A 15,087-nucleotide genomic window follows, 5' to 3' on the forward strand; every position below is an offset into this window, starting at 1 on the left:
TCGGAAGCGGCGGCTGTGGGGCCGGAAAAGTACTTGCGCGTCGCATTCGGTATTGCTCTTGTCGCACTTGGTGGCTTCGCGCCCGTCGCAGAGCGTCGCAGCGGCGTCGGTTCTCAGGCGGCGTCAGCGTATGCGAGGTCACCACGCATCGCTGAGCGGGTGGGCACGAGCGTGGCCGCGAAGCCGATCAGCGCGGTGACCGCGACGATGACGCCGAGGACCAGCGGTGAGACGCTCGGCACCGGCTGGCCACTGACCCCGAGCGCGATTCCCACGAGCGGGATGACCGCGACGACAAGACCGAGCAGCGTCGCCACCACGACCGTGAAGGTGGCCTCGATCATGGCCATCGCGGTGACCTGGCCGCGCGTGCTGCCGAGGCGGCGCAGCAGCGCGAACTCAGCGCGGCGCTCGCTCGTCGCCATCACGAGCGTGTTGACGACCGCAAGTGCGATGAAGCCGAGCAGCAGCAGAAGTGCGGCGACAGATGCCCACGACTGGGCGGCCTCGTCGGTCTCGACGTGACCGAGAGCTGCGGCATCCGTCGTCTGGAGTCCGAGATCGCGGATCTCCGCGCCGACGGCTGTGACTGTGCCCGGTGCTGTCGCAACGAGGAGTGCGTCATCGAGCGCGTCTGAGGTGTGGGGCCTGAGGGCGTCAGCCGCCATCGTGAGCGGTCCGAAGCCGAGGGCGCGCTGGTAGATCGCGACGATGGTTGTAGTGACGGGGGTTCCGTCACCGAGAGTGAACTGAACGGCGTCACCGAGACCTGCGCCGAAGCTGGCGGCCTGCGCCTGGCTCACCGCCACGGTGTCGGGCTGCGCGAGGTCGGCGAGGGCTCCGGCCGTGACGCCGAGGTCGATGAGATCGATGGATGCCGTCGGATCGACACCTTGAATCGGAACGCTCTCGGTCATGGTCTCGTCTGCAGCGAGGGTGGTCGTGACGACAGCCGTCGAGCGGATCAGCGGGGTGACTTCGCGGACGTCGTCGAGGGCGGCGACGCGTGCGGCGGCATCCTCTGACACCCCTGCCGGTGCGGTGACGGCGAGGTCTGCCGTTGCGCCGTGCTCCGCCTGGCGGGCGGCTTCGGTGGCGATAGTTGCCGGCACCGCGATCTGCACGAGGGCGAACGTGACACCGAGTGCGAGCGGGATGATCGCGGTGGAGAGGCGGCGGCTGAAGCCGCGGACGTTCGCCTCGGCGAGCACCGCGGACGCGGCCGGGCTGCGGCGAAGCGCCGGTGCGATAGCCGAGAGCGCCGCCGTCACAATGCGGGGGCCGAGAACCGCGGTTCCGATGATCATGCTGAGAGCGGAGCTGCCGGCACCCGCGAGGCCGAGTTCGCCCGGGAGAAACAGTGGGGTGAGCGCCGCGGCTGCGCCGGCTCCGACGAGCGTGAGGCCGGTGATGAGGCGCGCGCGGCTGAGCGTGGGGCTCTGCACGTGGGACGCGGCGAGCGCGTCGATCGGCGAGGCGTTCGCAGGGCGTCGTGCGCTGGCGTGGGCTGCGAGCGCCGCGGTGGCGACGGTGAGGAGGGCGGCTCCGACAGCGGGGAGCGGACTGATCGCGAGCATGAAGCCATGCGGAAAGAGCTGCGCGGTCTCGAACGTCCGCGCGAGGAGCCACGAGAGCGCGTAGCCCGGCGCGATGGCGAGCACCGCGGCGACACCTGCGATGAGCGTAGTCTCCCCCACGAGCAGCCGCTGGATCTGCCGCGGCTGGGCCCCGACGGCGCGGAGCAGAGCGATGTCTTCACGGCGCTGGGCGATCGCGAGCGAGAGCGTGCTCGCCACGACGAACATGGCGATGACGAGGGCGAGGCCCGCGAGGGATCCACTGAGCGCCGTCAGCGTGGCTCTGGCGGTCGCGGCATCGAGGTTCTCGGCATCGCCGCGTTCGATTCCGGTGTAGGTGACGACGCCAGGAATGGCGCTTCGAATCTCGGTCGCGAGTGTCGCGGCATCCATGCCCTGTTCGGCCTGAACGACGACGAGGTCGACCATTCCGGGGTGCGGCCAGAGAGCGTCGATAGCGTCCGGGGAAAGGAAGACCTGCGTTTCATCGACCGAGGTCACGGTCGGTTCGGCGATGCCGCTCACGGTGTATTCGTGAGGGATGCCGCCGTGGCTGAGCACCGCCGTGTCGCCGATCGTGAGGCCGAGGCTCGGATCGACGACGATGTCGTCTGCGGTGTGCGGGGCGGTTCCGGAGGTCAGGTCGTAGGGGGTGAGCGCGGCGGACTGCCAGGAGTGGGCCGCCACGGCATCCCCTGACTCTGTCGCGAGTGGGATGGTCACGTCGGCGATCGCGTCGGCGACGCCGGGGATGCGCGCGATGTCACTCACGATGTCATCGCTCACGTGTGCGCGTTCGGTGAGGGGCACCGGCAGGTCGTCGGGGACGGACTGAGACTGCGGGGCTCCCACGATGATGTCTGCGGCGGCGAAGCGCTGGGCGGGGACGCCGCCGCGCAGACCCGACTCGAGAAGCACCCCGAGGCCGGTGGAGAGGGCTGCGGCGAGAAACACCGCGACCGCGACGCCCGCGAGACTGCGGCGGTGATGGACGGCGGAGGCACGTGCGAGAGCCCACATGGTCACTCCCCCAGCCCGGTCATGTGCTCGGTGATCGTGGCGACGCTCGGGTAGAGCAGATCGCCTGCGATGCGTCCGTCGGCGAGAAAGACGACGCGGTCGGCGTAGGAGGCGGCGATCGGATCGTGGGTGACGATGACGACGGTCTGCTGGAGCTGCGTCGCGACGTGGCGCAGAAGCTCGAGCACGTTTCGCGCGGTGCGCGAGTCGAGAGCACCGGTCGGTTCGTCGCCGAAGACTGCGGCGGGACGCGTGATGAGAGCTCTCGCGATCGCGGCACGCTGTTGCTGCCCTCCGGAGAGCTCGTGCGGGTGACGCTGGGTGAGCCCGGCAAGACCGACTGCGGTGACCACGTAGTCGAACCATGCGGTATCGGGTGCGCGACCGGCGAGCAGGAGTGGAAGCGTGATGTTCTGGGCGACCGTGAGCTGTGGCAGCAAGTTGTAGGCCTGAAAGACGAAGCCCACGTGATCGCGGCGGAACCGCGTCAGCTGCTGCTCGGGCAGGCGAGAGATCGCGGTGCCCCCGAGCGTGACGGAGCCCGTCGACGGCGAATCGAGGCCCGCGGTGAGGTGCATGAGCGTGCTCTTGCCCGACCCGGAGGGCCCCATGATTGCGGTGAAGGATGCCGTGGGAATCTGCAGCGAGACGCCAACGAGCGCCGTCACTGCCGTAGGGCCTGTGCCGTAGGTCTTGGAGACGGAATCGAGCTGAACCGCGGGGGCGGCCGGCGCCGCGTGTGGTGCCGCGGGCTGCTGAACATGAGGAATCGAAGTCATGCTTCGACGCTACGGACGCCGCTTCACGCGCACACGGGTGCCCACCGGAGTCTTGAAGGTAGGGGTAGCACTACCGACAGAGTTCTGCGGGTCAAGGAAGATAGGGGTATGCCCACAGCATCCGTCTCCCCTCTTCGCTCGCGATGGCGCGCGTTCGCGTTCATCGGTGTTGAGGCGTGGTGGTGGCTTGTCGGGTTGTTCTACCTGTGCGCGGCTCTCGCTGTCGCGCCGTTTCTGCTGTTCGGTATCGGGTGGCTCGCAGTTCCGACACTCGTCGACTGGCTCGACCACCTGGCAGCCCGTGCCCGCGAACGCTCGGCCGGCTATGCGCGGACCGTGGCACCGCCTCACGCACCGGTGTCGCGCGGTTCGCTGTCGTTTCGCGAGCGCGTGGCGCTGCTGACAACGGGCGAGTTTCGGCGGAACGGGGCATGGCTCCTCGGACACCTGCTGCTCGTACCGTTTGTGATTCTGCTCGGCATCGGGCTTCCGCTCGCCGCGGTCAACGGTCTGACCTCAGCATTCGTGTGGTGGGCGATGCCGCTCGACGATCCGCAGTACGCACCGTTTCCGGTCACAAGCTGGCCACTCGCCGCAGCCGCGTTCGCCATCGCGGTGGCGTGCGCGCTGATTACCTGGGTGCTGTTGCCGTGGCTCGCACGGCGGACGGCAGCATCCACGCTCGCTGTACTGTGGCCGGACCGCGTCACCGAGATGGCGCAGCAGATCGAGTCGCTCTCACGCAGCCGCGCTGCCGCGCTCGACGCGCACTCGAGCGAGCTGCGGCGCATCGAACGCGAACTGCATGACGGTGCGCAGAACCGGCTCGTCGGCGTGGTCATGATGATCGGACTCGCTCAGCGCTCGCTAGAGACGAATCCGGACGCGGTGGCGTCATATCTGACGAAGGCGCAGGATGCGGCATCCGATGCGCTCACCGGTCTGCGTGAGATGGTTCACGACATCTACCCGCCCGTGCTCGACGAGCTCGGTCTCGGCGGCGCTGCATCGACGCTGACCAGCCGGTCTGGCGTGCCATGCACGCTCGACGTATCACGACTGCGGCGAGCGCCTGCCGCCGTCGAGTCGGCCGCGTACTTCGTGCTTGCTGAAGCACTGACCAACGCCGCGAAGTATGCGCAGGCGTCGACCGTAGCGGTGACGCTCAGTAGCGAAAGCTCGGGTGCGGAAGAGACCGTGGTCGTTCGGGTGGAAGACGACGGCGTCGGTGGCGCTGTCGTCGGCGGTGCGGGGTCGGGCCTCGCCGGAGTCGCCCGCCGGGCAGAAGCGCTGGGCGGTACGCTCTCGGTGGCGAGTCCGACTGGCGGACCCACCGTTGTGAAAGTGGAGCTGCCGTGCGGATTCTGATTGCCGAAGACGATGCCCTCCTGCGCGCGGGCCTCACGATGCTCGTCGAGGGTGAGGGCATCGAGGTGGCGGCCGCCGTCGACAACGCCGACGACCTGATCGCCGCGTTCGAGGAGCACGACGTCGACGGTGCGGTTCTCGATGTCAGGATGCCGCCGAGCTACACCAACGAGGGACTCAAAGCGGCCCTCGAGCTGCGCCACCGCGCACCGGGGTTCCCTGTGCTCGTGCTCTCTGCGTATGTCGACGACGCCTATGCGTCGCGGCTTCTCGGCGACGGAACCGCGGGCGTCGGCTACCTGCTGAAGGAGCGCGTGGGCGACGTGGCCGAGTTCGTGGCGGCGCTTCGTCGCGTCATCGACGGAGGAACCGCTTTGGACCCCGAAGTCATCGCCCAGCTGGTCAGCCGCCGCAACGCTGACGACCCGATTCGCCGACTCACGCCTCGCGAGCGCGAAGTGCTGAGCCTTGTCGCCCAGGGTATGGGCAACGCTGCGATTGCTCAGCAGCTCGTGGTCACTGAGGCCGCGGTGGGCAAGCACATCGGCAACATCTTCTCGAAGCTCGATCTCGCGCCTGACGACGCCGGACACCGCCGAGTGCTTGCGACGCTCGCTTACCTGCGCTCGTAGCCGGCGCGGGTGCGGTGCGCCGTGCTGTGCGGGATCACCAGGGGCGTTCCTGTCAGAGGGTCGGGAATCACGATGCACGGAAGGCCGAAGACATCCTCCACCAGTTCGGCCGTGACGATGTCTGCCGGCGCACCCTCCGCGACGACAGCACCGTCTTTCATCACGATGAGGTGGGTCGCGTAGCGCGCAGCGTGGTTGAGGTCGTGCAGCACCGCGACGAGCGTGCGGCCCTGCTCGTGCAGCTGAGCGAACAAGTCGAGCAGCTCCACCTGGTACGCGATGTCGAGAAAGGTCGTCGGCTCATCGAGAAGCAGCGCCGGGGTCTCCTGCGCGAGCGCCATCGCCACCCAGACACGTTGCCGCTGGCCGCCCGAGAGCTCGGCGACCTGCCTGTCAGCAAGATCGGTCACGCCCGTGGCATCCATCGCCTCTGCCACCGCACGATCGTCATCGTCGGAGTGCTGCCGGAACAGCCCGTGATACGGGTACCTGCCCCGCTCGACGAGCTCCGCGACCGTGATGCCGTCGGGAGCGGTGGAGTCCTGCGGGAGCAGCCCGATGCGCCGCGCGGCTTCCTTCGGCCGGTAGTCGCTGATGCTGCGCCCATCGAGCAGCACGCGGCCGGAGTTCGGCGTCAGCAGACGCGCGACCGAGCGAAGCAGCGTCGACTTGCCGCATCCGTTCGGCCCCACGATCACCGTGAACGACCCCGGAGGGATGCCGAGACTCAGGTTCGAGACGACGGGCGTCCCGTCATAGCCGAGCGTCACCTGCTCGGTCTCGATGCGGGGCTGATCAGTCACGTGACAATTCTCCTCGTTCGGCGCTCACGCGCGGGCGCGCGCACTGCGCAGCAGTAGGGCGAGCAGGTAGACACCGCCGAGCACCACCGTGACGATGCCGACGGGAATGGACTCGGGCAGCGCGTACTGCGCGGCGAGATCCGCCGTCAGCAGCAGAAACGCACCGGTCAGCGCTGAGGCGATAAGCGGAAGGCCCGCACCGCCGACCAGACGCTTCGCCACCTGCGGTGAGACCAGGGCGACGAACGCGATCGGCCCCGCGACGGCGGTGGCGATTGCGGTGAGGGCGACGCCGATGACGAGGATGCCGAGGCGAGCCGTCTCGACACGGACGCCGTGCGCCGCCGCCGCGTCGTCGCCGAGCTCCAGTTGCTGCAGCGCCGGCACGATCAGCACGGTCGCCGCCCCGCAGATGACGAGACCGACGAGCGCCGGGGCGATGTTCTGCCAGCTGACGGTTCCGAGACTGCCGGCCGACCACACGAACGCGCTCATCGCGACCTCGACCTTGGCGCGCAGCTGCAGCCAGAGGTTGAGCGCCTGCAGCATCGCGGTGACGGCGATTCCGGTGATGATGAGGTGCATGCCGGTCACGCCGCGTCGCCACGACAGCACGTAGACGAGCAGGGCCGTGACGAGGCCGCCGATGAGCGCCGCGCCGGCTGTGCCGAGGGTGCTGGCCAGCGGCGTGCCGGCCATGAGGGTTGTCACGATGAGGACTCCCGTGTAGGAGCCGGTCGCGAAGCCGATGATGTCGGGCGAGCCGAGCGGGTTGCGCGTGAGGGACTGGAAGAGCGCACCGGAGACCGCGAGGGCGGCCCCGAAGGCGAGAGCTGCGGCGACCCGCGGCATCCGCCATTCGACCACGATCGTCGTGTCGAACCCCGCATCGGTGACGATCGCGCGCAGAACCTGCGGAATCGTCATCGGATAGTCGCCGATGCCGAGCGTGATCACTGCGAGCAGCGCCACGAGCACGGCGAGCCCGATAGTGACCGAACGCCTGCGACGAGGGCGTCGATCGGATGCCGCGGGAGCCACGGTCGTCTGCGCGGTCACAGCTGCCTCAGCTTTCCGCGCCGCACGAGCGCGATGAGCACCGGAGCGCCGACGAACGCCGTGACGATGCCGACGGGCACCTCGCCGGGCCACGCGACGACGCGCGCGATGACGTCGCTGCCGAGCAGCAGCACCGGCGCGAGCACGAGTGACATGATGACGATCCAGCGGTAGTCGGGGCCCATCGCCCAGCGTGCGACGTGGGGGATCATGAGCCCGACGAACGCGATCGGACCGGCGATGGCCGTGGCGCCGCCGGCGAGCAGCGTGATCGCGATGATCGCCGCGGCACGAGTGCGCCCAACCGACGAGCCGAGCGCTGAGGCGCGATCGTCGCCGAGCGCGAGCGTGTTGAGCGGGGCGCCGACGATGACCGCAATGATCGCCCCGATGATGAGGATCGGGATCGCCGGGCCCAGCGCGTCCCAGTCCGCATTGCGGAGCGTGCCGGCCTCCCACACCTGCAGCGCATTGAAGCGACGCGGATCAGAGAGACGGATCGTCGAGATGATGCCGGCGAGTACCGCCGACAGCGCGACCCCGGCGAGCAGCAGCTGCTCCGGGCGTGCGCTCCCCTTGCCGAAGCTCCCGATCGCGAACACGCCGACGGTTGCGACCGCAGCTCCCGCGAGCGCGAACCACAGATACCCAGCGGGAGCGGTCACCCCGAAGACGGCGATGCCGATCGCGACGAAAAACCCAGCTCCCGCGCTGACGCCGAGAATACCCGGGTCAGCGAGCGGGTTCCGCGTGACCGCTTGAATGATCGCACCGGAACCTCCGAGCGCAGCTCCGACGAGGAGGCCCACGACGGTTCGCGGCAGTCGCAGGTCGACGACGGCCGCGGCATCCCCCGCTGGCACCTGACCGCCCGTGAGCGCCTGCCAGACGATATCCGGCGGCACTGGCCGCGAGCCGATCGCGAGGCTCGCCACACAGGCCACAAGAAGCACCGCGATGGAGAAAAGCAGAACTGTAACGCGGCGGGTGCGGGTGCGCCGAATGGCGCGTGCTCCCGGCCCAGCCGGAGCGGCCTCGGACGACCCGTCCTTGACAGTTCTCACTTACCCTAGGCTAACCTAACTCTTGCGGATTCCCCTACTCTCCGCGGCGTTCTGACGCCGCATCGAAAGGTCCCTGAACATGAAGAAGCTCCCCGCCCTCGTGGCCGCTCTCGCCGTCTCGGCTCTGGCGCTGACCGGCTGCTCGTCTGGCCAGAGCGGGAGCGATGAGGGCACAGCGGATCCATCGGGAGCTTTCCCTGTGACGGTCAACACCAAGTTCGGCGAGGTCACCGTCGAGGAGCAGCCCGAGCGCGTCGTCGCTCTCGGCTGGGGCGACGCCGCTGTGGCGCTCGAGCTCGGTGTTCGGCCCGTGGGTGCATCGGACTGGCTCGGGTTCGGTGGCACCGGCGTTGGGCCGTGGGATGCCGACAAGTACGACGAGGCTCCGAAGATGATCGACACCCTCGAGCCGAACTACGAGGAGATCGCCGCTCTTCACCCCGACCTGATTCTCGACGTGCGCAGCTCCGGAGACACGGCGCGCCACGACAAGCTGTCCGACATCGCCACGACCATCGGCGTCTCGGAGGACGGCGACAACTACCTCACCTCCCCCGAGGACCAGGTGACGATGATCGCAACCGCCCTCGGCAAGGCCGATGAGGGCAAGGCGCTTCTCGACGAGGTCTCCGCGAAGTTCGCCGAGGTCGCCGACGCGCACCCCGACTGGAAAGGCAAGAGCGTGACGGTCGCGACCCGCACATCCGAGGGCTGGGGCGCCTACATCGAAGGCGACAGCCGACTCTCGTTCCTGCAGAACCTCGGCTTCACGCAGTCTCCGACCATCGCCGATCTGAAGGCGGACGCCACCGGGTTCTCGACGTCCATCTCCGACGAGCAGCTCGACCTGCTCGATGCCGACCTGATCGTGGCGTTCCCGATCTTCATCGACACCACGCAGATCACTGAGGATGCCCAGTGGAAGGCGATTCCGGCCGTCGCAGACGACCGCGCTGTCGTCGTTGACGGCGAACTGTCGCAGGCGTTCTCTGCGGGAACTCCCGGCGCACAGCTCTACGCCCTCGACAAGCTCGTGCCGCTGATCGAAAAGACCAGCCTCACGTAGACCTCACGCCTGGCTTCGAGGCTGACGTCGAGTCCGATCGCAGCGCGAGGCTGCCCGGCGACCTATCATGGGCACGCGGTCACGACCGCGACCGCTCGCGGAGCACCCGCTCTCCGGCGTCGAGGTAGCTTGAGAAGAGCTCCGTGACGTCGGACAGTCGCTGAGCGGCATCCTCACTCTCTGTCAGCTCTCGTGCGTCCTGCAGAGTGCGGATGAACGTACGCGTTCGCTCGTGGCTCGCGGCCAGCAGCTGCTCAAACCCGCCCGCAGCCTCGACGAGGAGCCGGCGGCTGCCCGACTGCGGAATCGTCCGCGCGAGACCCCAGGCGACGAGCTCTCTCGTCGCGGTGCTGACGGCGCCTGAGCTGAGGGAGAGTTCGGATCGAAGATCCTCTGACCTCGAGGGCTCAGCCTGCAGCAGCAGATAACCGTAGACACGCCCTGTCGCCCGCGATAGGTTCCATGCCGCAAGGGTGTCCCCCATCGCGTTGACGAACGTCGCCTGCTCTCCGTTCACTGCGCCCCCTCCCGGCGTGAACCACGCGGCGACAGATTCCAGTCGTTCAGGATCTTCAGCAGCGTCCGACTGGTCTCCTCCGGAGCATCCCATGTGACAATGTGTCCGGCATCGGGAATGACATGCTCAGTGATGCCCTCAGCCTGCGCCCACCGCACCATGGCTGCGGCGATATTGCCCGTGCCGTCTTTGGCCCCTCGAACCAACGCAAGCGGAACCGGAGACCGGTAGTCCGGGTCCGGATCGACGAGCGAGACCGTCGCCATCCAGACGTCGAGAAAGACGCGCTTCGGCATCCGCGCGAACGCCGCTTCCGTCCGCTCGATGGCGGCCGGAGTGACCGCGGACGCACGCGCCATCTGTCTGGCGAGGGATCGTGCTGGAATGACTGCCAGCGTGGGCGCAGCCAGTCGAAGGGAGAAGCGTTCCAGCGCTGTGAGAGGGCCCGCGTTCCATGTCGAATCGAGCACGATCAGCCCGGTAACACGATCGGGATGCTCCTGCGCGAACGACTGCACGAGGTTACCGCCGAGCGAATGCCCGACCAGCACAGCGCGGTCAATGCGGCATTCGTCGAGAAGAGCGAGGAGATCGTCCCGAGCATCCTCTGCCGCAAACCGAGCACCGGGCGTCATTGTCGAGTCGCCGTGCCCACGCATGTCCCACACGACTGTGCGATAGCCGTGAGCAGCCAAGGCCTCGACCTGCGCGTCGAACATCTGGTGGTCCATGCCCGCGCCGTGTGTGAGGACGACTGCGGGCCCAGCTCCCGCGCGATCGGCAAACGCGATCTCAGCGGTCGGTCGAGCCAGTCGACTTTTTAGTTTCACCATTCTCTGAATATAGATCAGAATACGGCGAAGCAGAAGTGCACTCATCACTATTCGGATCTATACATCAGCTGTATAGATCCGAATAGTTGCGCCGCTCAGCGCTTGATGTTCAGCGTCTCCGCGGTCTCACTCAGCACGTCATCGACGCGATCGCTGTCGTTGAGCATCGAGCCGTAGGTCGGAATCATCTCGCGGAGCTTGGGCTCCCACTCCGCCTTCTTGTTCGGGAAGCAACGGCCCAGCACGTTCAGCATGATCGGCACGGCGGTCGATGCGCCAGGTGAGGCGCCGAGCAGACCCGAGATGGATCCGTCAGCACTCGAAATGACTTCGGTGCCGAACTGCAGGATGCCACCCTTCTTCGGGTCTTTCTTCATCACCTGAGCACGCTGGCCCGCCGTGATGAGGTACCAGTCCTTCGGGTCCGCCGTCGGCACGAACTCCTTGAGCGCCTCGAACTTCTTGTGCTTGCTCGCGGCGAGCTCCTTGAGCAGATAGATGATGAGGTCAGGGTTGTCTTTCGCGACCGCGAGCATCGGAATGAGGTTGCCCGGACGCACCTGCTGAATGATGTCCCACCAGTGCCCCTTCTTGAGGAACTTCGGGCTGAACCCGGCGTACGGCCCGAACAGCAGGCTCGGGTTGCCGTCCACCATGCGCGCGTCGAGGTGCGGCACCGACATCGGCGGAGCACCCACCGCGGCCTTGCTGTAGACCTTGGTCTTGTGCTGGTCAACGACCTTCGGGTTGTCGGTGCGGAGGAACTGCCCGGAGATCGGGAAGACACCGTAGCCCTTGATCTCTGGGATCCCCGACTTCTGCAGAAGCTTGAGCGCCCAGCCGCCGGCTCCGACGAAGACGAAACGCGCACGCGTCACGCCCGGCGTCTTGCCGACCGTGTGGCGGTAGCGGATGCGCCAGGTGCCGTCTTTCTCGCGCGTCAAGTCTTTGACCTCGTTGTTCAGACGAAGGCGAGCACCGGATGCCTCTGCCGCGTCGAACAGCTGGTGGGTCAGAGCACCGAAGTCGACGTCCGTTCCCGCCTGCTGCCACGTCGCCGCGAAAGGCTGGTCTTCTTTCAGACGCTTCTTCATGAGCAGCGGCGCCCAACGGTTGATGACCTTCGGGTCCTCGGAGTACTCCATGCCTTCGAACAGCGGCTGACCCTTCAGCAGCTCGTAGCGCTCGCGCAGGAACTTCACGTTGTCTTCGCCGCGCACGAAGGTCATGTGCGGAGTCGAGTTGATGAACGTGTTGGGGTCGGTGAGCTGCCCCTTCTCGATCAGGTGGCTCCAGTACTGGCGGCTCACCTGGAACTGCTCGTTGATGTTCAGCGCCTTGCTGATGTTCACCGTGCCGTCTTTGTCCTGCGGCGTGTAGTTCAACTCGCACAGGGCCGAGTGGCCGGTGCCAGCGTTGTTCCACGGGTTGGACGACTCCTGCGCCACCTCGCCGAGGCGCTCGAAGATCTCGATCTTCCACGAAGGCTCGAGCTGAGAGATGAGGGACGCGAGGGTGGCGCTCATGATGCCGCCGCCGATGAGGGCGACATCGACCGACTGGGAAGAGGTCATGATCTCTAGTCTATGACGAGCTGGAAGTGCTCCGGACCGTCACATCACCGGCTCAGGCGTCTGGAGCCCTCTGCGGAAGCAGGAGGGTACGCCGGTACACCGTCTGCGCCACGATCACGACGACGATCCCAGCGACGAGAAGAACACCGCCGATGATGAACGCGTCGAAAAGATCTCCTCCGGCCACCCCAAGCGCTATGGCGGACGCTCCGACAATGACCGCCCCAGCGCCCAGCAGCGCAAGGCCGAGGATCAGCATGAAGCGTTGTTCCGCCACCCCTGTGAACGTCGTGCGCACGCCCACTCGCTGCCCGACGTACTGCGTCCATCTCGTCCCCGTCCACCAACGCGCGGTCTTCGGGCCGACGGTCGCCCAACGTGCTCCGGGCCCCTCGACCTCGCCCGGCAACGGTCGTGCCTCGTCGAACACGACGGGAGCGGAGACCGGCGCCGGTATGCGGCGAATCATCGTCGAACGGATCGCGACCACGAACCAGACGATGCCCACCGCGATCAGGAGGACCCCAGAGCAGATATCGATGCCGCTGTGCAGATGCAGAGCGCTCTTCACCATCGCCTGAAGCAGATTGCTGACGCCGAGGAGTAGGAACAGCGGGCCCATGATCCAGGCGATGACGACCTGGTCCACCATGAACGTGTTCACCCGCATCCGACCGTCAGTGTAATACCCTCTGGTCCACTGGGTGCCGTCCCACCAGCGAAGGGTTGACTCGACCGGGTACCACCCCATCGGTGCCTTCATGGAACCATTTGGCGCTGTCATCACGTCGCAACTTTACTCCCCGGCGGCCCCTCTCACCGGCATCCCGTCATAATCGAGTCATCGTCGACCGCGATCCGGGCACGCAATCGCCACTCAGTCGCAGCGGGCGACCTCCTGAGGGGTCTCCCGAACCATCGGCGTGTGCCAGAACTCGAGCGGCCCCGCCTGGGATTCCGCCTCACCGTTCAGCGTGTACGCGATCTCCGTCTTCTTCCCCGGGTCGGTTGTGACGGAGATCTTCACCGCGTTGCGGCCGAGGTGCGTCCCCGAGTAGTTGGGCTTGACTGCCTTGCCGTTCACAGTGATGTCACTGAACGTTGCGCCCACCGGTGCATACAGCACCACGTCGGTCGCGATGCGCCCGTGCTTGTAGTACGGCCCTTGGATGTAGCCAGGCAGATCGTCAGCCTTCGCCGGGTCGACGTTGTTCTTCAGGGTGACGGTCGTCGCCGTCGTGACGGCATCCGCCTCGCACTTCTGGGTCGCGCTGATCGCGACGTCCATGTAGTAGTCCATCTTCGACCCGGTGGTGTCGTTGATGTAGACGCCAGCTACCGTGTCGTCGTCGTTCGAATCCGGCAGGGCACCCGCGGCACGCGTACCCTCGAGCAGCGTGTTCTCGGCGTCGTCGCTGCTCCAGTAGAGCAGACGCCCCTCGTCGACCACCTTCGTGAGCTGCGTGATGAGCGTCTTCACGTCGAGGTCTCCCCCGGTGACGGCGTCGAAGATCGAGGATGCCGCGGCCGCGAAGAACGCGTCTTGAACATCGGGGTCGGTGTACCGGAAGTACACCTCGTTCAGCAGCAGCGGCACAGCGTTCTCGGCCGTGAGCTCGTCGCCCGTCGGAAGCGTCACGGGCCCAGTTGCCGTGAGCAGGTAGCTCAGCGCGACGGGGTCCATCGACATGACGCCGTCGATTTTGGTGTCGCTGTAGGTCGCCCACCACGCCTGGGCGATGCGCGCGGTCGTCGGGAAGTCCGGCGTGAGCGTCATATCCATCATGTAGCGACCGATCTTGTCGCCGTAGAGCTTCAGCGTCTCTTTGTCGATGTCGGTGATCAGCTCGTCGCCGCCGTTGTCGAAGTCGCGGCTGGATGCCTGATCGGCGATGCTGATCTTTCCGTCAGTGACGTTGACGAGAAGAAGGGATGCCGGGTTCCCGCCCGTTCCGCGGGACTCCGCGTTGTTCTGGAACAGCATCAGGTAGTTGCGTGGGCCGTCTGCACCGAGAACGCCGGGCAGCACATCGGTGGCCTGCTTGGCGCCGGTCAGCAGTTCTGCGGCATCCGCCAGCTTCGGCTCGATCTGGTCGAGACCTGACGTGACCTGATCGATCACGCCGTTTCGATCGAGCCCCGCGAGCGTCTTCTGCGACGACTCGACCGTCTTCAACGCCGACGACACGGTGTCGCCCACGTCGGTGATCGCGGTCACGTCGATCGCTCCGTCGACCGGCTTCAGCATGTCGAGGCTCAGCCCGGACAGCGGTGTCACAACGTGTGCGGCGAGATCATCCGCAACCTCTGCGGTGGTGCGCACGGCGACGAGGTTGTTGCCCAGCACGGGAACGTTCTCGCCGATGTCCCAGAGGAAGCCTCCGGCATCCTCACGTGCGGCAGCGGTGTGCTTCTCGAGCTTCTTCGCTGACTCACGGGCCCCGTCGAGGTCGCCGGAAGTCACCTGATCCTGCACCTGGGAGACGAGCGGAATCGCCTTGTTGAGGCTGTCGCGCACCGCAAATGCCTGCTTGGCGACGAGCAGACCGCACACGATAATACCGATGAGAACCACGAGGATGCCGATGGGCACCCACAGCGCCGCCCTGGCGTACAGCGGCTTTCGTTCTCTCGTGCGACTCACAGCTCTCCTTGCGTCAGTGCCTGAGGCGAGCGTCCGGTGTCGCGCTCGCGCGGCTCTGTGCATCATCGATGCACGACCTCAGCCAGCCTAGAGCCCCGCTGCTGGAATAGTGCCGTGAGACGCGCATCGCGTAATCTCCAGCAACACCAGG

General features: G+C 66.8%; 13 protein-coding genes. 3 read left to right on the forward strand and 10 right to left on the reverse strand.

What is annotated here, in order from left to right; translation table 11 throughout:
* Nucleotides 1–113: 113 nt before the first annotated feature.
* Nucleotides 114–2,597: an ABC transporter permease gene (locus ACSAGD_RS09910; RefSeq protein WP_437582569.1), complete on the reverse strand. Its 2,484-nt coding sequence runs from the start codon at nt 2,595–2,597 to the stop codon at nt 114–116.
* 2 nt (nt 2,598–2,599) lie between these two features.
* Nucleotides 2,600–3,376, reverse strand: a complete 777-nt coding sequence (locus ACSAGD_RS09915) for an ABC transporter ATP-binding protein (protein WP_437582570.1) — start codon at nt 3,374–3,376, stop codon at nt 2,600–2,602.
* A 108-nt stretch (nt 3,377–3,484) separates the two neighbouring features.
* Between ACSAGD_RS09915 and ACSAGD_RS09920 the strand changes: the two genes are divergently transcribed.
* Together ACSAGD_RS09920 and ACSAGD_RS09925 are read left to right on the forward strand one after the other, a co-directional pair.
* Nucleotides 3,485–4,744, forward strand: a complete 1,260-nt coding sequence (locus tag ACSAGD_RS09920; protein WP_437582571.1) for a histidine kinase — start codon at nt 3,485–3,487, stop codon at nt 4,742–4,744.
* A complete protein-coding gene (locus ACSAGD_RS09925) occupies nt 4,732–5,376 on the forward strand; it encodes a response regulator (RefSeq protein ID WP_437582572.1) in 645 nt (214 codons plus the stop codon). Before ACSAGD_RS09920 ends, ACSAGD_RS09925 begins: the two co-directional genes overlap by 13 nt.
* Here the strand turns inward: ACSAGD_RS09925 and ACSAGD_RS09930 are convergent.
* The 3 genes from ACSAGD_RS09930 to ACSAGD_RS09940 are packed head-to-tail and all read right to left on the reverse strand — an operon-like array spanning nt 5,361 to nt 8,302.
* On the reverse strand, nt 5,361–6,179 hold the full coding sequence (locus ACSAGD_RS09930) for an ABC transporter ATP-binding protein (RefSeq protein ID WP_437582573.1): 819 nt from the start codon (nt 6,177–6,179) through the stop codon (nt 5,361–5,363). The genes ACSAGD_RS09925 and ACSAGD_RS09930 overlap by 16 nt on opposite strands.
* A 24-nt stretch (nt 6,180–6,203) precedes the next feature.
* Nucleotides 6,204–7,238 (reverse strand): FecCD family ABC transporter permease, encoded by a 1,035-nt coding sequence (locus tag ACSAGD_RS09935; protein ID WP_437582574.1) that lies wholly within the window; start codon nt 7,236–7,238, stop codon nt 6,204–6,206.
* Complete coding sequence (locus tag ACSAGD_RS09940) at nt 7,235–8,302, reverse strand: FecCD family ABC transporter permease (protein WP_437582575.1); 1,068 nt, start codon at nt 8,300–8,302, stop codon at nt 7,235–7,237. Before ACSAGD_RS09940 ends, ACSAGD_RS09935 begins: the two co-directional genes overlap by 4 nt.
* A gap of 79 nt (nt 8,303–8,381) precedes the next feature.
* On the opposite strand from ACSAGD_RS09940, the gene ACSAGD_RS09945 reads away from it, so the two are divergent.
* A complete protein-coding gene (locus ACSAGD_RS09945) occupies nt 8,382–9,368 on the forward strand; it encodes an iron-siderophore ABC transporter substrate-binding protein (RefSeq protein WP_437582576.1) in 987 nt (328 codons plus the stop codon).
* 79 nt (nt 9,369–9,447) lie between these two features.
* Here the strand turns inward: ACSAGD_RS09945 and ACSAGD_RS09950 are convergent, their stop codons facing one another.
* From ACSAGD_RS09950 to ACSAGD_RS09970, 5 genes are all read right to left on the reverse strand, one after another.
* Complete coding sequence (locus ACSAGD_RS09950) at nt 9,448–9,885, reverse strand: GbsR/MarR family transcriptional regulator (RefSeq protein ID WP_437582577.1); 438 nt, start codon at nt 9,883–9,885, stop codon at nt 9,448–9,450.
* Nucleotides 9,882–10,718, reverse strand: a complete 837-nt coding sequence (locus ACSAGD_RS09955) for an alpha/beta fold hydrolase (RefSeq protein WP_437582578.1) — start codon at nt 10,716–10,718, stop codon at nt 9,882–9,884. Before ACSAGD_RS09955 ends, ACSAGD_RS09950 begins: the two co-directional genes overlap by 4 nt.
* A 95-nt stretch (nt 10,719–10,813) precedes the next feature.
* On the reverse strand, nt 10,814–12,292 hold the full coding sequence (locus tag ACSAGD_RS09960; RefSeq protein WP_437582580.1) for a malate:quinone oxidoreductase: 1,479 nt from the start codon (nt 12,290–12,292) through the stop codon (nt 10,814–10,816).
* Between the two features lie 52 nt (nt 12,293–12,344).
* On the reverse strand, nt 12,345–13,079 hold the full coding sequence (locus ACSAGD_RS09965; RefSeq protein ID WP_437582581.1) for a hypothetical protein: 735 nt from the start codon (nt 13,077–13,079) through the stop codon (nt 12,345–12,347).
* A 90-nt stretch (nt 13,080–13,169) separates the two neighbouring features.
* The gene (locus tag ACSAGD_RS09970; RefSeq protein WP_437582582.1) at nt 13,170–14,936 is read right to left on the reverse strand and encodes a DUF4012 domain-containing protein; all 1,767 of its coding nucleotides are present in this window, start codon (nt 14,934–14,936) and stop codon (nt 13,170–13,172) included.
* Between the last annotated feature and the right edge of the window lie 151 nt (nt 14,937–15,087).

Source organism: Paramicrobacterium salitolerans (assembly GCF_051513965.1).
GTDB lineage: Bacteria > Actinomycetota > Actinomycetes > Actinomycetales > Microbacteriaceae > Paramicrobacterium.

Excerpts from the sequence above, each read along its gene's own strand:
- ACSAGD_RS09920 (WP_437582571.1), top strand. The coding sequence starts at position 3,485 with ATGCCCACAGCATCCGTCTCCCCTCTTCGCTCGCGATGGCGCGCGTTC.
- ACSAGD_RS09945 (WP_437582576.1), top strand. The coding sequence starts at position 8,382 with ATGAAGAAGCTCCCCGCCCTCGTGGCCGCTCTCGCCGTCTCGGCTCTG.
- ACSAGD_RS09915 (WP_437582570.1), bottom strand. The coding sequence starts at position 3,376 with ATGACTTCGATTCCTCATGTTCAGCAGCCCGCGGCACCACACGCGGCG.
- ACSAGD_RS09955 (WP_437582578.1), bottom strand. The coding sequence starts at position 10,718 with ATGGTGAAACTAAAAAGTCGACTGGCTCGACCGACCGCTGAGATCGCG.
- ACSAGD_RS09910 (WP_437582569.1), bottom strand. The coding sequence starts at position 2,597 with ATGTGGGCTCTCGCACGTGCCTCCGCCGTCCATCACCGCCGCAGTCTC.
- ACSAGD_RS09960 (WP_437582580.1), bottom strand. The coding sequence starts at position 12,292 with ATGACCTCTTCCCAGTCGGTCGATGTCGCCCTCATCGGCGGCGGCATC.